The following is a 17,037-nucleotide window of genomic DNA, read 5'->3' as shown; positions in this document are numbered from 1 at the left end:
TCTATTTACCGTATGATCAACTAATTCGTTGTAACGCTTGGATGGGTCTTGCGGATACCGGCCACATATTCATCCAGCTGCTCCGCCGGCTTGAACACCGAGCTGCCATGGCAAACTTCCAATCTGGCAGGGCGCAGCTTGCTTACGATCGTACTGCTATTCAGCACTTCGCTCATATCCGGAGTAAAGAGGGGCTTGCGCAGCTTTCCGTTCTTGGACGAGAACAGGTCGCCTGCAAGCAGCACTTGATCCGCCTCATGAAAGTAGACCGTATGACCGGGGGAGTGTCCGGGCGTGAAGTAAGGCGTTAAGCCGCCGATCGGCTGCAGTTGGCCATGCCCGTTTTCCTGCAGCGCCTGCGTCGCTCCTTTCGGCAAGGTCGTCATTAGCTTCTTGCCCGAGTAGGGGAGCTCGCCCTCGATGAATGGAATTTCTTTGCGATGCGCGAAGACCGGTACATTATGCTTGCTTAGAATTGCCTTGAGCGACCCTACATGGTCCGAATGCCCATGTGTCAGAAGAATCCGTTTGAGAGGACCGGCTTGGAGCTGCTCGATGAATTTCATAATGCCTTTCGCCATTGTCGGGATGCCGGTGTCGATTAAAGTGACTCCATCCTCCTCGACGACAACCCACACCGTTATCGGGATGATTACCCAAGTTCTTAGACTCCACACTTGCTTCGAAATTTGCGTTGCTTTCATTGTTATCATCCTCCAATAGCTAATTTGGATTTAAATCCGATTAACAGAGAGTCGAAGGCTTCCTCGAAAGTGGAGTGAAGGCGCGCCATGATGTCGTCGAGAGGTTCATCGGTCTGCGAGTAAGTGGTGACGATGCCTTGCAGCATATAGAAAAAGATGCGGTTATAGGCTAGCAAACGTTCATCGTTGATTTGCAACTGCAAGCATTGTTGCAGCGTATGCCCGAATTGATTGAATAATTCGAGGCGAATTTTGTTGATGGCGAGCTCCGGCTCTTGATCCACTCGAGTTCCTTTCGTGATGAAAATAACCGAGTACATCGATTTATGCAGCAAGCAGACGCGGATGAAGGCGATGCTAATTTCTTGAAGTCTCGTTTCAGGCGGTAGCTCGCTTTGCGCGGCAATCGATATGAAACGTTCCTTAAGTTCGGTTAAAGGGTTCATGGAGAGCTCGTGCAGAAGCACCTCCTTGTCTTTAAAATAAATATAGATCGTTGTATGAGAGCAGCCAGCCTCCTTGGCGATCTCTCTCATCGTTACAACGTCGTAGCCTCGCTCGGAGAACATCTTGCCTGCAGCGGATAAGATCGCTTGCTTCGTCTCCTCGGAGCGAAGCCGTTGTCTTGTCGTCATGATGGAAAACCTCGTTTCAATGCGAATAAGTAACCGTTGGTTATAATATAACCGACGGTTACTTTAGTGTCAACAAATTCCTTAAAAGTGGTATAATCATCATTAGACGGAACATGAAGACAGAAGGAGAGAGGCTGTTATGGAGCAGAAGCCGGATGGATCATATTACGCGGTCATTTTTACGAGCAAGCGTACGGACGGGGATCAGGGCTATGGACATATGGCTGACCGGATGGAAGAGCTTGCGGGGAAGCAGCCGGGCTTCATTGGAGTCGAGAGCGTAAGAGATGCCGCAGGAGTCGGAATTACCGTTTCTTATTGGGATAGTCTTGAGTCAATCGGCAATTGGAAGAGAAATGAAGCCCATCAGGTTGCCCAGGAGAAGGGCAAGCAGGTTTGGTACGAGCATTACACGGTTCGAATCTGCAAGGTCGAGAGGGAGTACTCGTTCGGATTAGTTTAAATGGATGCACTGACATAGGAGGTAATGATAAATGAGATCAATCCTTTGTATTCCAGAATTAACGTTGGAGCAGCAGGAGATGGTGCGGAGCGCTGCGCCTGGTTTATCGATACAGTTCGGGGAAGCGTCGAAGAGCTTTGATGAGCACGACTACAAGGAAGCGGAAGTTATATTCGGCTGGAATGCGAAGGTGAAGACGGCAGCTTTGCAGGAGGGGACGAAGCTGAGATGGGTGCAGAGCTGGTCTTCGGGCATCGACAGTCTGCCGCTGACGGAGTTGGAGCAGCGCGGTATCTTACTCACCGATGCCAGCGGCGTACATGCAAGATCGGTATCGGAGACGGCTGTCGCCATGATGCTGGGGCTTGCCCGAGGCATTGCAACGGCCGTCCGCAATCAGCATACGGGCTTATGGGAAAGCCCGGCAACGCTGGCGGAGGTGAACGGAGGCGCGGTGGCGATTGTCGGCGCAGGGGAAATCGGCCGAGAGGTTGCCCGTATAGCGCGGGCGTTCGATATGCGCGTGATTGCCGTACGCCGATCGGGAGGCGCGATGGCGGAGGCCGACGTCGTCTACGAGACGGCAAGACTCGATGATGCGCTGAGGGAATCCGATTATGTCGTTAATATTTTACCTCTTACGAACGAGACGGAGCATATATTCAATGCGGAGCGTTTCGCCGTTATGAAGCGCGGCGCATACTTTATTAATGTTGGACGAGGTGGGACGGTACGTACGGAAGATTTGATTGAAGCGCTGAACAAGGGCGTAATTGCGGGTGCCGGCCTCGATGTGTTCGAACAAGAGCCGCTGCCTACGGACCATCCGCTGTGGTCGATGCCGAACGTCATTATAACACCGCATAATGCCGGCGGAATGACCGTGCGCAACACGGAGCGGCTAGTAAAGCTGTTCGTGGACAATCTGAAGATCTATTTATCCGGTGAGTCCGGAAGCTTGCGCAATCTGGTCGATTATAGCAAGAAGTACTAATAGATGAAGGAGGTGTCTCAAAAGCCATTGGCTTGAGGACACCTCCTTCTTTTCAATCGTTACACCGTCGCCGTCGTCTTATATACTTCACGGATCGCGTCTTCGACGTTGGGCTCCTTCACGCTTATATCTTGAATCGGAAGCTTCTGCGACAGCGCGGCGATCAGTTCGGAAGCGGATACGGTTTCCTTCTCGAATTGATACCAAATTTTGAGTCCCTCTTGTTTGATTACGGTGGCGTTAGGGGTGGAGAGATCGTCACACGGCTCTTGAAGCTCTACAACGAGCATGCGGTGCGGCGTCAGCTTGTGGATGATMGAGTCGATGGGCCCGTCCTCGACGATCTTCCCGTTATTCACGACAATGATTCGGCTGCATAGCTGCTCGACGTCGTCGAGGTCATGCGTCGTCAGAATAACCGTTACATTCCGTGTACGATTAATCTCCTTAATGAAATTGCGGATCGCGTGCTTGGCATCGGCATCAAGCCCGATTGTCGGTTCATCCAAAAACAGCACGGATGGAGAATGCAGCATCGCCGCCGCGATATCGCCGCGCATACGCTGGCCAAGCGAAAGCTGGCGAACGGGCGTATTGATGAAGTCCTGCAGCTTAAGAACATCGGTCAGCACGGCGAGATTTTCCTCATAGGCGGCTTGATCGATCTGATAGATTCTCCGCAACAGCTCGAACGATTCGCCAAGCCGCAAATCCCAGTAAAGCTGCGTGCGCTGTCCGAACACGACGCCAAGCTTGCGAACGACGGATTTGCGGTCCGCTTGCGGAGAAATGCCGCATACTTTAATCGTGCCGGCAGTCGGGTGGAGAATACCGGTAAGCATTTTGATGGTCGTACTTTTGCCGGCGCCGTTCGGGCCGATATAGCCGACAATTTCGCCGGGAGCGATAGAGAAGCTAATACCGTTTACGCCGTTAAATTTCGTTTTTTTAGGAAACAGCAAGCTTTTGAGCGAGCCGCGAAGTCCGCTTTCTTTTTTCACGATAATATATTCTTTTACGAGGTTCTTCACTTCAATAACGGCTTCCATTCTCGTAATGTCCCCCTATGAGCCTGCGCTCTCGTAGTTTTTCATGCCGTATCTAAAAATAACGCTCGCGAGCAAGAAGCATGCCAATCCGACCGCAGGCGTCCAAAGCGCAAAGCTAAGCGGTAGTTCAAGACCGCCGTTATCCGTGCCGAGAAACTCGGCAGCGGGGTAGAAGCTGATGAACCCGATCGGAATGACGAAAGTAAATAGCGCTTGCAGAAAATAAGGGTACATGCTGAGCGGGTACATTGTTGCGCGCTCAAGCATGGTAAGGGCAAAGCCTACCATGGAGCCGTTCCGCTTCGTCCAGAAAGCAATCGCGCCCAAGCTGGTGAACAGGGCGGCCCGAATCAGAATACCGCCGATCAGCACAAGAATGAGCTTGCCGACGTTGACCAGCGACCATTCGAAACCGGCTATTTCACAGCCATAGATGAATATAATAACGCCAGGAATGCAATCAATGAGTCCGATAAAGTTCACATAGCTTGCTATGAGCTGGAAGAACACGTTCATTGGCCGCAGCAGCAGACGATCGAAGCCGCCGTTAATGACCATTTGGTCGATACTCCATGTATTGATGAAGAAGACGACGAAGATGCCGTGGCTAATCAGTCCGAGTCCATACAGGAACGTAAGCTGGGGAAAATCCCATCCGTTCAGCGGTTGAAACCGGTCGACGATAATCTTCAGCATCCAAATGCCGGAGAAATATTGAATAGGGATCATAAGCAGCCAGCTGAACAAGAAAAGCGGGTACTCCAGCTGCCGCTGAACGGCCAGGCGAGCGAAGCAGGAAGCGACGGATACATAGTGCTTAATCGAGGAGACCATATCGGGTCATCATCCTCCTTGGATTAATGTTTTTTTCTTCGTGCGCGCCCATCCGGCAGCAAGGAAGAGATAGAGGATAACGACCCACACGCCTTGGACGGTCATAGCGACTAAAGCATCGCCTGCGTTCGTATTGCCGATATAAATGCCGAGCGGTGTCTGGTACGTGTATTGAAAGGGCAAAAACTTCGAGATGGTCTGGACGCTGTCGGGAAAAAACCATAGCGGTATGATGCTGCCGGATAATACGCGAACGATGCTGTCTTTGACCATCCCCATATTGCCGAGCTCCATGACCCAGAACGCGATCAGTCCGACGAGCGCGCTGAGCAGCCACAGAATGGCATAGCTTAGCAGACAGCTCGGGAGAAAGAGGAGGAAGCTTTGGAAGGAAGCGGGCCAAGGGATCCCGAAGAAGATGGAAGCAAATACGATGAGCGGAAGCGCTTTGTTCATGAATGAACTGAGCATATCGCCGATGTCGTCGGCGAGGTAGCAAGCTAGAAGCGGAATGGGGCGATAAAAGTCGGTGACGATCTGTCCTTCTCTTATTTTGTAATAAATCGTGTTCTGTACGTCGCAAACGAAGATGGTCGAGAGTGTAATCGCTAGAATGGTGTAAGTCGTTACATCCTGCAAGCTGAGCGTTTCGACGGCTCCGGTGCCGCCTTTGTAGGCGGTCTGCCATAGGAAAACGGATGCCAGCGTGAGAATGAGGTTGGTGGCTACAGCGGTGAATACTTCAAAACGATAAGTCAGATTGGTAAGAAGCCTCATCTTCGTTATGTACCAATAAGCTTGAAGCATATGAACCCCCTCGAATGCCGCGTAATAAGAAATTATAATGTTAATATATTAATATATGTAAAAGAATTAGGCTACGGATATTTTTATTATAATTATTTGTTATTGATTATTTACCATATAGGCGCCGCAAGTCCCCGATCGTGGGATTTGCGGTTTTTCTTTTTTCTAAGCGGTTCTCTTATTAGCCCATACTTTGTCCTTTCGTGTCGCATAGCATGTCATATCATAAGGACTCCGTTTCGTCAGGAGATGAGCGAAAGAGCAGAGGGGAATAATAATGACGCATTCATTGTTTATTGTTACGGGATTAAGCGGATCTGGAAAAACAACGACCGTACCGGTACTTAGAAGTATGATGGGAGCCGGATTCAATGTGTATGATATGGATTCCATCGTGGTGAAGGGCGACTATCAAGCCGCTTGCAACAACTGGATTAGAATAGCTTATTTTAATAGTTTAAGTGGACACTGTACTGTCTTATTCGGCGTCATCCCCCAAGCGTATAACCTTGAGCTGTGCGATTATTTCCATAGATTCGATTCCGTGCATTATTTGCTTCTGCATTGCAGCAATGCAGAACGGACGAAACGATTAACAGCTCGCAACGTGTGGACGGAAGAAGGCATTACAGCCGCAAACGATTTCGCCAGCAGGATGTTTGAAGAAGCGATGTTATCTTTGCAGCCTATAGTCGATACCACAGATACACCTACGCCGATCGTCGCGTTTCAAATCAAGGAGTGGGTGCTTAAACATTGGGTTGAGCGGAATTAACGCGGTTCATTGGCATCAAAGCAGGTTCATCGTGTAAAATGGTCATTCTACAGCTATAATTGAAATAGCTGGCGCTGACGCGCCGATTATTATGTGCATAGATAGGATGAATGGCCATGATGAGGCTACTAGGCAAAAGTATTCGTGATTTTCGCGCCTCGTACCCGAAATTGCTTCTTTTCGAGTATTTATATATGCTGCTGACGAGTTCGGTCATCATTCCCGTTATTACGTTTATTTTCAACCGGATATTGACGGTCGTCGGCTCAGGCTCGCTGCTCAATGGCGAGGTGTATCGGCTGGGAGTCAGCTATGAAGGTGTTCTTGGACTGATTCTGATTGGACTCGTCGCGTCCTTCGCCTTATTCATTGAACTATGCGTGCTTATCATTATGGTGCAGCAGAGGTACTTCGGCAGAGAAGTGGCGATTATGGATGCCTTTCTGACGACGCTTCGCCAGACGCCGCGCCTGTTCGGTTTCGGTATCGTGCAGCTGTTCGTCTTCCTGCTTGTTCTGATCCCTTTCATCGACTCGCCGTTGTCCGCGTCGTTTTACGCGCTGTTCAACGTGCCGATCTTCCTGCGCAGCAAAGTACTGTCGGCTTCATTCATAATGACCTTTGTTTATATTCTAGTGCTCCTGGCTGCCTTGTACACGGTGCTGCGCTGGATATTCGTACTGCATTTCATGATGCTGGAGGGCAAGACCATTACGGAGGCGATTCGAAGCAGTCTCGTGCTGACGCGGGGGAGAAGGCTGCAGCTTTTCTTCTCGTTATTTTTGCTGAATGCGGCTATCTTTGGATTGGGCTTTGTGTCGATCCGCTCGCTGTCGCTGTTGCCTTCATGGCTTGATATTAATGTGCTAAAAGTGTTCACCGCCCATTATTCGCTTACGGTTTCGACCATTCTTACATATATGCTGACGCTGCTGCTCTTGCCGATTAATATGATCTTTCTGACTCGGCTGTTCTATTCCTTCGGGCGTTCTAAGGGCGTAATGCCGTTGGATAAAGTTCGCGTATATCGGAGTCGGCTGGGAAGGTTGGAAGAACAAATATCTTCGTATATGCGGGAGAAGGGACGAAGCAAGACAAGGCTGATTTACTTGGTCGCCGCTGCTGTTTACTTGTGTGTGGCGTTATTTCTAGGCTTCAAGGCAAATGACAATCTCGTCTATGCCAAGTGGAGCGTACTGATCTCCGCCCATCGAGGGGATACGGAGGATGCGCCGGAAAACTCAATTCCATCGATTACATCGGCGATTGATAAAGGCATCCAATCGGTAGAGATCGACGTGCAGCTGACGAAGGATGGCGTACCGGTTCTGAATCATGATTATAATTTGAAGCGAGTGTCTGGCGTGGAGAGACGCGTATCCGAGCTTACCTATGTGGAGCTGAGCGAAATTGCGATCGGCAGAGATGAGAACGGGGACGTTATTCACATTCCGACGCTTAGCGAAGCGCTCGCCGAGGGGCAGGGACGGATTAAGCTGCTGCTGGATCTGAAGCCTTACGGTCCGAGCGAGGAGCTGGTGAGAAGCGTTGTAGGTCTCGTGAAATATTTTGGCATGGAAGAGGACGTCTATATTCAATCGTTCGACAGCCATACCTTGCAGCAAATTCGAGCGATTGCACCCGGTATTAAGATCGGGCAAATCTTATATTTTGCGTTAGGCGACTTGTCGGCGCTGGACGTTGATTTCTATACGATCGAGAAAGTCATGCTGACGGAGCAGCTCGTCGAGCGGGTGCATGGCGCGGGGCGCGAGCTATGGATTTGGACGGTGAACAGCAGGAGCAATATGAAGGAAGTGCTCAAATTCCAAATCGACGGAATCATAACCGATTACCCGGTTCGAGCCCAGTCAATCGTCGAGCTTAACCTATAATGGATTCAAGTGTTATATCAAAAGAACCGCAGCTCTCCGTGAAGAGGCTTGCGGTTCTTTTGTTCATTAAAGGTCGGCGTTGAGACGGAGCAGGCTCCAGTCCGACCTATTCAGGCCATAAAAGACGAGATCCTCATATTGCTCCCATTTCTTAATATGCTGCGGGAAAGTGCCTTCATACTTCATGCCGGCCTTTATCATTACATTATAGGATGCGGGATTTCTCGTCATGGCAGCGGCGTGGATACGGTTCAACGCCAGCTCTTCGAAGCCGAATTGCACAACTCTGCGTGCCGCCTCCGTCGCATAACCTAGTCCCCAGTACGGCTTACCCATCCAGTAGGCAAGCTCCGCTCGATTATGATGCTTAGTGATGCCAAGGGTCATATTGCCGAGCAGGACATAATCTTCTTGACGAACAATGGCGAAGACATGACGGTCTCCCTGAACGGACGCTTGCCGAGAAGCTTCAATCCATTGCTCCGCGGCTTCATCCGGGTAGGGGTGAGGGATGGCCAGCGTTGTGCTGGCTACATCTTTGTCGCCTGCCAGCAGCTGTACTTGCTTGGCGTCGGCTCCTTCGAAGGGCCGCAGCAGCAAACGATCCGTCTGTAGTGTAAGTATCAAAGCTATCCCTCCCGTTCAGTTAAACATTTCATAAATTATACTAATATTTGGATAGGCCGTCTACTATGCTTTTGCTAGATAACACTGTTTGCCCCGTGTACGCCGAGCAGCTCTAGTGCTGATTTTACACTGGCATCGTTCGCTTTATCAGTCAGATAACTTGCATAACGCCGGCTTGCGTCAGGCTTACATTGCGGTTGTCTCGAAGAAACAACGGTTTCCCGACAGCGCTCTCCAGCGCTTTGATCCGGGCCGTAACGGCGGATTGAGAAATATGCAAGTGCTCCGAGGCTTTGGTGAAATTAAGCGTTTGGCTAACCGCCAGAAAAGCTTCCAACTGTGACATGTCCATCTTGCACACCTCTATTATTCAAAATATCGATTATTGTAATAAGAAAGATTCGTTATACAAATTATAATCACGGATTTATGATCTTTCTATACGTTTCGAAGAGAGGGGATTGCATATGGAAGTTACATTTGAACAGGTCATGCAAATCGAGGACATTCTGGAGGAGCTGTCTATCCTGCTTAAAGCAGTCGTAGAGGATGGAGCGTCGCTGGGCTTCTTACCGCCGCTTGCCGATAAGGAGGCGGTAGACTATTGGAGAAACGTACTCCGGCCGGACGTAAGGCTCTTCATTGCCAAGCACGACCAACGAATCGTCGGTACGGTACAGCTCCATCTATGTACGAAGCCGAACGGACTCCATCGCGCCGAAATCGCGAAGCTGATGACAGATCCCGATTATAGGCGCAAGGGGATTGGCCGTAAGCTGATGCAGACAGCAGAGCAGCGCGCCATACAGGAAGAGAGATCGCTGCTCGTTCTCGATACGAGGGAGGGTGATCTGACGAACTTGCTCTATCGTTCGCTTAATTACGTACAGGCCGGAATCATCCCGCATTACGCGAGATCGGCGAGCGGTGGTCTGGATGCAACCGTTATGTATTACAAGCTGTTCAGTTAGGCATCATCATAGCTGGGTAATAAAGCAAGGAACGCTTTCGAAGCAGACGATAGCGGCACGCCATGGAGTGAAGCGACGCCAATGCTTCGCTCAGGCAGCGGCGGAAGGAGCGGCAGCTCGAAGAGCTCGCCGCGCTTTAACCGTTCTTGAATGAATTCGCGAATAACGAATGCAAGTCCGAAGCCGCGAAGGGCGAACTGAACAAGCAGATCGATGCTGCCGAGCTCAATCTCGGGGCTGAGCCTTATGCCATTCGCTACGGCAAACTCATCGATATAGGTCCGTGTGCTTGAGCCCGGTTCAAGCATCAGCAATGGATACTGGCCTATGTTATCTAAGCCGAGAGGCGTGCCGGCCAAATGTTCGTAGCCTTTGCCGGCGACAAGACAATCGTGAATCGTTGCGGTTCTGCGAAAATGGATTTGCTTATCCGGAGCGGGCGAGCCGACAATGCCGAAGTCGATTTTCCCTTGTCTAAGCAGCGACAGCGTCTCAGGCGTCGTCCGATTCGTGATATGAATGCGGATATGGGGATGTCTCTCATGGAATTGCTCCAGATACGGCAACAAATAATAGTTGCACAGCGTATCGCTCGCTCCGATATGAATTTCTCCGCTATGAAGCTGATTCATCTCCGCAATGGCGCGTTCACCGCTCTCGATATTCAGGAAAGCTTGTTCGATATACCGAAGCAGAACATCGCCTTCAGTTGTTAGCCTTATGCCTTTGGACGTACGGAAGAATAGAGCCCCTCCCATTCGCTCCTCTAATTGTTTAATGGTATGGCTCACCGCCGGTTGCGTAATATGAAGTTTTTCCGCTGCCGCAGTTAAGCTGCCAGTCTTAGCGACCCGGTAGAATACGCGATACCATTCCAAATTAACGTCCATGTCATTACCTCACCTTATATCATATATTACTAATATTAATTTTATTTATGTAATAAGCGTAATTATAATGGGGGATGTAACCAAATACAAGCGCGTCGTTGACGCGGCGGAGGCGGATTCCATGGCGGTAACGGCAATCGTAGGAGCTAACTGGGGAGACGAAGGGAAAGGAAAAATCACGGATATGCTGGCGGCGCAATCCGGGTATGTCGTTCGCTATCAGGGAGGCAGCAACGCGGGGCATACGATTATTAACCACTACGGAAAGTTTGCTCTGCATATGCTGCCTTCCGGGGTGTTCTACCCTGGAGTCCATAACGTGCTAGGACCGGGAGTTGCGCTGGATATTGGCAAGCTGAGGGAAGAGTACGAGGCGCTTATCGGGCGAGGCGTGCCGAAGCCAAGCCTGCATGTATCGGAGCGGGCGCAGGTCGTGCTTTCCGTTCACCGGCTGTTCGACGAGCTGGAGGAGGAGCGGCTAGGGCGACGAGGATTCGGCTCGACGAAGCGAGGTATAGCGCCTTTCTACGCGGATAAGTTCGCGAAGCTGGGTATCCAAGTTGCTGACCTATTCGAGCCGGTTAGATTACGGGAGAAGCTTGAGCAATCCTTAGCTGCGAAAAATGTACTGCTCCAGCATTTATATGGAGTTGAGCCCATTGAAGAAGAAGCTTTGCTGGACGGCTTGCAGCAGGAGGCGGAATGGATTCGGCCCTTCGTCTGCGATACGACTGACATGCTGCAGGAGGCTTGCAGGAATGGGGAGCATATCCTGCTGGAGGGGCAGCTCGGCGCGCTTCGTGATCCCGATCACGGCATTTATCCGTATTCAACCTCCTCTTCGACGATTGCGGGCTACGGTCCGGTTGGCAGCGGCATACCTGTACGAGCCGTAACGGATGTGATCGCCGTTGTTAAGGCATATTCCAGCTGTGCCGGGGCAGGTCCTTTCATATCCGAGATTGAGGGAGAGGAAGCGGACGAGCTCAGACGCCGCGGCGGCGACGCTGGCGAATATGGCGTAACAACAGGACGTCCGAGGCGCATGGGATGGTTCGATGTCGTTGCTACAAGGTACGGCTGTATGATACAAGGGGCTACAGAGGCGGCACTTACTAATCTCGATGTGCTTGGCTACCTCGACACGATTCCTGTATGTACGGCATACGAGTTGAAGGACGGTACAGTTACAGACAAGTTTCCGTCTACGGGCAAGCTGCAAGGAGCGAAGCCAATCCTGCAGCATTTGGCAGGCTGGCGAAGTGATCTATCGGGCGTACGGAGTTTCGACGAGCTGCCGGAAGCGGCTAAAGCGTACGTTCTATTTATCGAGGAGAACATCAGGGTTAAGGTTACGACGGTGTCCATCGGCCCGGGGCGGGAACAGGTTATTATTCGCTAAGGGACGCAGGCGCGGGATAATAGATGGAGAAACTCCCGTTAATATCTATATCGAACCTTGAATTTAAGCAATAACGGGAAAAACTCCTGTTAATTGGACTGATTATACGAGTTTATCGCAATCAGGCCTGTATTAACGGGAGTAATTCCAACTATTTGAATGTGAAGGGCAATATCTCTATTAATAACGGGAAAAATTCCAGTTAATATGACTAGCTTGCGTTTCCTAGATGCGTCTTATGAACGAGGCTAGCTCTCTGCCGAATGTGCGGCATGCGTCACGCGGTTTCTTCCGCCGGCTTTGGACTGATAGAGAGCCAAGTCGGCTTGATGAAGCAACGTTTGCTCGGTATCTGTATCCGTTACGGTCGATATGCCGATGCTAATGGTGATCTGGTAATTGTCCAAAGGGGTCTTAGCTACCGTACGGCAAATATTGTCCGCGATAACTATCGCTTCGTCTTGCTCCACGCCCGGCAATAGGGCTACGAATTCCTCGCCGCCGAAACGGGCCAGAACATCCCCTTCGCGCGACAAGCGCTGCAACAGGCGAGCCAAACCCGACAGCACCAAGTCGCCAACCGGGTGGCCGTATGTATCGTTAATATGTTTAAAATGATCAATGTCGATAATGAGCAGCGATAACGGCTGCCGTGTCTCTTGATATTCAGCAATGAGCTTCTGCAGGCTCTCTTGGAAGTATCGGCGGTTCCGCAGCCCGGTCAGCGGATCAGTCGACGCCTTAACCTCGAGCTCATGGTTGATCCGCATTAATTCCTGCTGCTTGGTCTCATACTCTTCATGCAGCCGTTCGAGCTGCTTGTTCGCCTCGTTGGTCGCCTGGTACAGGTGTTCCAGCCTTTCCTTCGTCTGCAGAACGTCCTTCTCATGCTCAATCCGCTTACGCATCATAACGACAACGCAATCGATGACGGTCTGTCCGCCACGTTCTTGGCGAACGCCGTTTAGCAGCACGGGTACTTCCTGGTTGTCGCTTGTTCGGAATGACAAGTACATCTCATTCACATGTCCATTGATCTGAATGTATGGATAGAAGTAAGTGTGAAAAAAAAGCTTGTTCGTGACGGACATCGTTGTTTCAATATGACGGCCGAGCAGCTCGTCACGCTTCAGCAGGAGCATATTGAGCAGCGTTTGATTAACGGATTGAACGATTCCCGTGTCCAAGATCGAGAAATAGCCGCAAGGGGCTGTTTCTAATTGAATATCCATGTTAACGTTCCTCCACGTATTTCCGCTACGCACTGGCCAAATACTGCTTAATGAACTGAATCGTTTCCTCAGGATGACTTAGTTGAGGATAATGGCCCTTGGCAGTCATTAGCCGAAGCGTGCTGTGCTTGAGATGCGCGTGCAAGTATTGACCTACTTCAACCGGTGAGATGCTGTCGTCCGCGCACTGGAGAATAAGTGACGGAATCGAAGCGAGCTCAAGCTGGGTACGGCAATCGGAGAGGAAGGTTACTTCCGCGAACTGCCGGGCAATATGAGGGTCTCTCGAGCAGAAGCTCTGCTCCAGCTCTTCGGAAAGCTCGCGCCGTTCCGGATTCTGCATCACGATGGGTGCCAAGTAGCTGGCCCAACCGATGAAGTTCAGCTGCATCATGCTCAGCAATTCGTCAATATCGCTGCGTTCGAAGCCTCCATAATAATCGGGCAGGTCGTTGACATAGCGAGGAGAAGGTCCAAGCATGACGATTTGCTCGAAATATTCGGGATTCCGGATGGAAGCTAACATGCCGATCATGCCGCTTACGGAATGGCCGACAAAGATCGTATCTCGCAGCTCGAGCCTGTCCATAATGTCCAGTACATCTTGGGCATAGCCTTGCAAATCGTTATATTTGGTCGAATCATAATCGTTAATTTGGGATTTGCCCGAGCCTACATAATCGAATAGGACGACGCGATAATTCTGTTCGAAGGCAGGGACGATATAGCGCCACATGTGTTGGTCGCAGCCAAAGCCGTGGGCAAACACGATGGTTCGGCTTCCTTCTCCTAATACTTTCACGTTGTTACGTACGAGAACATCTAAAGTCATAGTAGTAGTCTCCCTCTTTCCTGAGGTAGTTGCTTCTCTCACATTATAGCGGAAAAACACGAATAATGGAGAAGATTCTCCATTCATCTCCATTAGATTTATCGGCATAACCGTCAAATCTAAAAATAATATAGCATGATATATCATTATGTGATAAAACTAATATATAAGGAAAAACGAGAGCAGGACAGGGAGTTTGGAGGTATAGGAATGGCGAACGACACTTCATCGAAGCCGATGTACGAGAAAATTTTTGAAACGGTGAAAAACCAAATATTAAGCAAGGAATATGGGGCTGGCGAACGAATACCGTCGGAGAAGGAACTGGCCGATGAGTACAGCGTCAGCCGTATTACGAGCAAGAAGGCGCTTGAGATGCTGGCTGGCGAGAAGCTTATCGTCAGAATACCCGGCCGAGGCTCGTTCGTGCTGGATCCATCTGGAGAGACGGGGGCTGCAGATTCCGAACCTTCTGCAAGCCAACTGCCGAGAAATGCGGGCAGTACCGCGAATAGGGACGATTGCACGACGATCGGGCTTGTCATTACCGACTTTGGCAACAGCTATGGAACGGGCTTGATCTACGGCATGGAACAGGCGTCCAGGGATAATGACTGTTTCCTGGTGCTGCGTCGTTCGTTCGGCATTCCCGACAATGAAGAAGAATCGATACAGAAGCTGCTTAAGATGGGCGTAGACGGACTAATCGTGTTCCCGGCACAGGGCGAATATTTCAACGCGGAGATTCTGAAGCTGGTTATTGCCAAGTTTCCGCTTGTGCTCGTCGATCGCCATCTGAAAGGGGTTGCCGCTGCTTCTATCAGCACGGACAACGTGACGGCAGCCCGCGTGGCGACCGAGTATTTATTCGGTCTCGGCCATCGGCATATCGCTTTCCTCTGTCCTCCGCCAACCGACACGTCGGCCGTTGAGGACCGAATCGAGGGCTTCATTCAGGCGCATGCGGAGCAGGGCATTATGGTGGACAAGGAGCTGTGGGTAGCCGATTTGTTCTCTACGCTGCCCGATTCCTTCCGCGATGACGATAATGTAGAGCGTGACGTGCTAAGGTTAATGGAGCATCTGCGGAACAATCCATCCATTACGGCTGTATTCGCTATTGAGTACAATATTGCGCTGCTGGCCAGAGCGGCAATCGAGCGGTTAGGTATGCGCATTCCGCAACATATTTCCGTTATTTGCTTCGACAGTCCGCCTACCGATCTCGGGGGAACCTATGCGTTCACACATATGCGGCAGAACGAAGAGGAGATGGGGAGGCTGGCGATTGAGCATGTCCTTAGGATTAAGGAGGGGCAAGCGGTCACCAATAACAAAGTCACCTTGGACGCCAAGCTTGTTATTGGGCAATCGACAGGCGAGGCGCCTAACCGGATATAGACAGAGCTTGATTGTTATACCCTCATCGCATCGCGGTGGGGGTTTTCTTTTTAATCGCATTAATATATTAGCATACTAATTCACGATAAAAAATCAGTTATTGACATACCATTAACATACTAATATACTAGCTACATGAAAGCGGTTTATTATACAGTGCAGAACGGAGGAGCAAGATGGAGATGACGACCGAGAAGCGGTTGCCCGAATCGGTGAAGGCTTTAATTGCAACCGTAAGGGAGAAGCTGCCGCATCGCGAACGGATTGCGGCCATGTTCGAGCAATGCTTATCCAATACGTGGAATACAACCATCAGACGCGAGGAGGACGGCACCACATTCGTTATAACAGGTGATATTCCAGCTATGTGGCTGCGTGATTCAGCTGCTCAAGTGCGGCCGTTCTTGCTCGCTGCCGCTGGGGAGAAAGAGATTGCCGATATGATCGAAGGTTTGGTAGAAAGGCAATTCCGGTACGTAATTCACGATCCGTATGCGAATGCTTTCAATGAAGAGGCAAGCGGCAAGGGACATCATGGGGATAAGACGAAGATGACCCCTTGGATATGGGAGCGGAAATACGAGATCGATTCCTTATGTTATCCGATTCAATTGAGTTACCTGTTATGGAAAAACACGGACCGAACCTCCCAATTCGGACAGTCTTTCCGGAATGGGGCAGAGGAAATCCTAAAGCTGTGGACGCTTGAACAGAATCATGAGAACGCTTCCAATTATTCGTTTGAACGATTCGGATGTCCCGCCTCCGATACGCTTCCGCGTGAGGGCAGAGGGACGCCGGTTGCTCTAACGGGAATGACCTGGTCGGGATTTCGTCCAAGCGACGATGCTTGTCAATTCGGCTATTTGATTCCATCCAACATGTTCGCTGTTGTTTCTCTTCGCCAGTTGGCAGAGATCGCGCGGCATGTGATGAATGACAATGAGTTGGCGGAACGCGCCGAGAAGCTTGCCGACGAGATCCATCAAGGGATTGAACAATACGCAAAGGTGGAACACCCGTCGTTCGGTACGATTTACGCTTACGAAACGGACGGCCTCGGTCAATACAACTTGATGGATGACGCCAATGTTCCAAGCTTGCTCTCTATTCCATACATCGGTTATGCCTCGGCGGACGATCCGATCTATGAAAATACGCGCAGGTTTGTCCTAAGCGCGAATAACCCTTACTACTATGAGGGAACGGCCGCGTCAGGCATCGGAAGTCCGCATACGCCGGAGAGGTACATATGGCCGATTGCGCTGGCGATGCAGGGATTAACGGCTAAGGAGCAAGCGGAGAAGGAAAGACTGCTCGATCTTATGGCGCATACCGATGCTGGAACGGGCTTTATGCATGAAGGCTTTCACGCCGATGACCCGGCTGCCTATACCCGGCCTTGGTTCTCGTGGGCAAACATGATGTTTTGCGAGCTTGTGCTTGACGTATGCGGGATTCGTGTACGCAAGTAACGACGGTTAGACGGGGAGCAATCCTCTTATAACATAAATAAATGAGAGAAC

Annotated in this window: 18 protein-coding genes; 8 read left to right on the top strand and 10 right to left on the bottom strand. The window is 50.5% G+C overall.

The genetic code is table 11. The features are described from left to right. Positions 1-20 precede the first annotated feature (20 nt). Together AC1DF0_RS29400 and AC1DF0_RS29395 are read right to left on the bottom strand one after the other, a co-directional pair. Complete coding sequence (locus tag AC1DF0_RS29400; RefSeq protein ID WP_442051051.1) at positions 21-704, bottom strand: MBL fold metallo-hydrolase; 684 nt, start codon at positions 702-704, stop codon at positions 21-23. 5 nt (positions 705-709) lie between these two features. After that, a complete protein-coding gene (locus AC1DF0_RS29395) occupies positions 710-1,339 on the bottom strand; it encodes a TetR/AcrR family transcriptional regulator (RefSeq protein ID WP_477576933.1) in 630 nt (209 codons plus the stop codon). Between the two features lie 139 nt (positions 1,340-1,478). On the opposite strand from AC1DF0_RS29395, the gene AC1DF0_RS29390 reads away from it, so the two are divergent. Both AC1DF0_RS29390 and AC1DF0_RS29385 read left to right on the top strand, forming a co-directional pair. Then, a complete protein-coding gene (locus AC1DF0_RS29390; protein WP_477576931.1) occupies positions 1,479-1,802 on the top strand; it encodes an antibiotic biosynthesis monooxygenase family protein in 324 nt (107 codons plus the stop codon). 31 nt (positions 1,803-1,833) lie between these two features. Next, positions 1,834-2,796 (top strand): D-2-hydroxyacid dehydrogenase, encoded by a 963-nt coding sequence (locus AC1DF0_RS29385; RefSeq protein WP_477576929.1) that lies wholly within the window; start codon positions 1,834-1,836, stop codon positions 2,794-2,796. A gap of 59 nt (positions 2,797-2,855) precedes the next feature. Here AC1DF0_RS29385 and AC1DF0_RS29380 read toward each other — a convergent pair whose 3' ends face one another. From AC1DF0_RS29380 to AC1DF0_RS29370, 3 genes are read right to left on the bottom strand one after another with little or no spacing between them, the layout of a single operon-like run. After that, entirely contained in the window at positions 2,856-3,845 is a 990-nt protein-coding gene (locus tag AC1DF0_RS29380; RefSeq protein ID WP_477576927.1) for an ABC transporter ATP-binding protein, read from the bottom strand. 15 nt (positions 3,846-3,860) lie between these two features. Then, positions 3,861-4,679, bottom strand: a complete 819-nt coding sequence (locus AC1DF0_RS29375; protein ID WP_442051046.1) for an ABC transporter permease — start codon at positions 4,677-4,679, stop codon at positions 3,861-3,863. A gap of 9 nt (positions 4,680-4,688) precedes the next feature. Further along, entirely contained in the window at positions 4,689-5,486 is a 798-nt protein-coding gene (locus AC1DF0_RS29370) for an ABC transporter permease (protein ID WP_442051045.1), read from the bottom strand. Between the two features lie 277 nt (positions 5,487-5,763). Between AC1DF0_RS29370 and AC1DF0_RS29365 the strand changes: the two genes are divergently transcribed. After that, on the top strand, positions 5,764-6,261 hold the full coding sequence (locus AC1DF0_RS29365; RefSeq protein WP_442051044.1) for an AAA family ATPase: 498 nt from the start codon (positions 5,764-5,766) through the stop codon (positions 6,259-6,261). A gap of 116 nt (positions 6,262-6,377) precedes the next feature. Continuing rightward, positions 6,378-8,156, top strand: a complete 1,779-nt coding sequence (locus AC1DF0_RS29360; protein ID WP_477576924.1) for a glycerophosphoryl diester phosphodiesterase membrane domain-containing protein — start codon at positions 6,378-6,380, stop codon at positions 8,154-8,156. Between the two features lie 66 nt (positions 8,157-8,222). On the opposite strand, the gene AC1DF0_RS29355 is transcribed toward AC1DF0_RS29360, so the two are convergent. Next, positions 8,223-8,789, bottom strand: a complete 567-nt coding sequence (locus AC1DF0_RS29355) for a GNAT family N-acetyltransferase (protein ID WP_477576981.1) — start codon at positions 8,787-8,789, stop codon at positions 8,223-8,225. 145 nt (positions 8,790-8,934) lie between these two features. Then, positions 8,935-9,135, bottom strand: coding sequence for a LysR family transcriptional regulator (locus AC1DF0_RS29350; RefSeq protein WP_442051042.1), 201 nt, complete (start codon positions 9,133-9,135; stop codon positions 8,935-8,937). A 115-nt stretch (positions 9,136-9,250) separates the two neighbouring features. On the opposite strand from AC1DF0_RS29350, the gene AC1DF0_RS29345 reads away from it, so the two are divergent. Continuing rightward, a complete protein-coding gene (locus tag AC1DF0_RS29345) occupies positions 9,251-9,754 on the top strand; it encodes a GNAT family N-acetyltransferase (RefSeq protein WP_442051041.1) in 504 nt (167 codons plus the stop codon). On the opposite strand, the gene AC1DF0_RS29340 is transcribed toward AC1DF0_RS29345, so the two are convergent. Further along, positions 9,751-10,644: a LysR family transcriptional regulator gene (locus AC1DF0_RS29340; protein WP_477576921.1), complete on the bottom strand. Its 894-nt coding sequence runs from the start codon at positions 10,642-10,644 to the stop codon at positions 9,751-9,753. The two genes, AC1DF0_RS29345 and AC1DF0_RS29340, sit on opposite strands and share 4 nt — an antisense overlap. 121 nt (positions 10,645-10,765) lie before the next feature. Between AC1DF0_RS29340 and AC1DF0_RS29335 the strand changes: the two genes are divergently transcribed. After that, on the top strand, positions 10,766-12,046 hold the full coding sequence (locus tag AC1DF0_RS29335) for an adenylosuccinate synthase (RefSeq protein WP_442051078.1): 1,281 nt from the start codon (positions 10,766-10,768) through the stop codon (positions 12,044-12,046). Between the two features lie 248 nt (positions 12,047-12,294). Here AC1DF0_RS29335 and AC1DF0_RS29330 read toward each other — a convergent pair whose 3' ends face one another. Both AC1DF0_RS29330 and AC1DF0_RS29325 read right to left on the bottom strand, forming a co-directional pair. Beyond that, positions 12,295-13,278 (bottom strand): sensor domain-containing diguanylate cyclase, encoded by a 984-nt coding sequence (locus AC1DF0_RS29330; protein ID WP_442051039.1) that lies wholly within the window; start codon positions 13,276-13,278, stop codon positions 12,295-12,297. A 25-nt stretch (positions 13,279-13,303) separates the two neighbouring features. After that, on the bottom strand, positions 13,304-14,110 hold the full coding sequence (locus AC1DF0_RS29325) for an alpha/beta fold hydrolase (RefSeq protein WP_442051038.1): 807 nt from the start codon (positions 14,108-14,110) through the stop codon (positions 13,304-13,306). Positions 14,111-14,320: 210 nt separating this feature from the next. Here AC1DF0_RS29325 and AC1DF0_RS29320 point away from each other — a divergent pair, with 210 nt between their 5' ends. After that, the gene (locus tag AC1DF0_RS29320; protein WP_442051037.1) at positions 14,321-15,511 is read left to right on the top strand and encodes a GntR family transcriptional regulator; all 1,191 of its coding nucleotides are present in this window, start codon (positions 14,321-14,323) and stop codon (positions 15,509-15,511) included. 182 nt (positions 15,512-15,693) lie between these two features. Beyond that, entirely contained in the window at positions 15,694-16,986 is a 1,293-nt protein-coding gene (locus tag AC1DF0_RS29315) for a glycoside hydrolase family 125 protein (protein ID WP_477576979.1), read from the top strand. Positions 16,987-17,037 lie beyond the last annotated feature (51 nt).

It is taken from the genome of Paenibacillus sp. 05T425 (genome assembly GCF_056396205.1).
Note: the sequence above shows the minus strand (reverse complement) of the source record. Positions and strands in the feature narration are given on the sequence as shown.

What these genes read in the sequence shown, in the direction of transcription:
- AC1DF0_RS29400 (WP_442051051.1), bottom strand. Translation starts at nt 704, where the DNA reads ATGAAAGCAACGCAAATTTCGAAGCAAGTGTGGAGTCTAAGAACTTGG.
- AC1DF0_RS29395 (WP_477576933.1), bottom strand. Translation starts at nt 1,339, where the DNA reads ATGACGACAAGACAACGGCTTCGCTCCGAGGAGACGAAGCAAGCGATC.
- AC1DF0_RS29390 (WP_477576931.1), top strand. Translation starts at nt 1,479, where the DNA reads ATGGAGCAGAAGCCGGATGGATCATATTACGCGGTCATTTTTACGAGC.
- AC1DF0_RS29385 (WP_477576929.1), top strand. Translation starts at nt 1,834, where the DNA reads ATGAGATCAATCCTTTGTATTCCAGAATTAACGTTGGAGCAGCAGGAG.
- AC1DF0_RS29375 (WP_442051046.1), bottom strand. Translation starts at nt 4,679, where the DNA reads ATGGTCTCCTCGATTAAGCACTATGTATCCGTCGCTTCCTGCTTCGCT.
- AC1DF0_RS29370 (WP_442051045.1), bottom strand. Translation starts at nt 5,486, where the DNA reads ATGCTTCAAGCTTATTGGTACATAACGAAGATGAGGCTTCTTACCAAT.
- AC1DF0_RS29365 (WP_442051044.1), top strand. Translation starts at nt 5,764, where the DNA reads ATGACGCATTCATTGTTTATTGTTACGGGATTAAGCGGATCTGGAAAA.
- AC1DF0_RS29360 (WP_477576924.1), top strand. Translation starts at nt 6,378, where the DNA reads ATGATGAGGCTACTAGGCAAAAGTATTCGTGATTTTCGCGCCTCGTAC.
- AC1DF0_RS29350 (WP_442051042.1), bottom strand. Translation starts at nt 9,135, where the DNA reads ATGGACATGTCACAGTTGGAAGCTTTTCTGGCGGTTAGCCAAACGCTT.
- AC1DF0_RS29345 (WP_442051041.1), top strand. Translation starts at nt 9,251, where the DNA reads ATGGAAGTTACATTTGAACAGGTCATGCAAATCGAGGACATTCTGGAG.
- AC1DF0_RS29340 (WP_477576921.1), bottom strand. Translation starts at nt 10,644, where the DNA reads ATGGACGTTAATTTGGAATGGTATCGCGTATTCTACCGGGTCGCTAAG.
- AC1DF0_RS29335 (WP_442051078.1), top strand. Translation starts at nt 10,766, where the DNA reads ATGGCGGTAACGGCAATCGTAGGAGCTAACTGGGGAGACGAAGGGAAA.
- AC1DF0_RS29330 (WP_442051039.1), bottom strand. Translation starts at nt 13,278, where the DNA reads ATGGATATTCAATTAGAAACAGCCCCTTGCGGCTATTTCTCGATCTTG.
- AC1DF0_RS29325 (WP_442051038.1), bottom strand. Translation starts at nt 14,110, where the DNA reads ATGACTTTAGATGTTCTCGTACGTAACAACGTGAAAGTATTAGGAGAA.
- AC1DF0_RS29320 (WP_442051037.1), top strand. Translation starts at nt 14,321, where the DNA reads ATGGCGAACGACACTTCATCGAAGCCGATGTACGAGAAAATTTTTGAA.
- AC1DF0_RS29315 (WP_477576979.1), top strand. Translation starts at nt 15,694, where the DNA reads ATGACGACCGAGAAGCGGTTGCCCGAATCGGTGAAGGCTTTAATTGCA.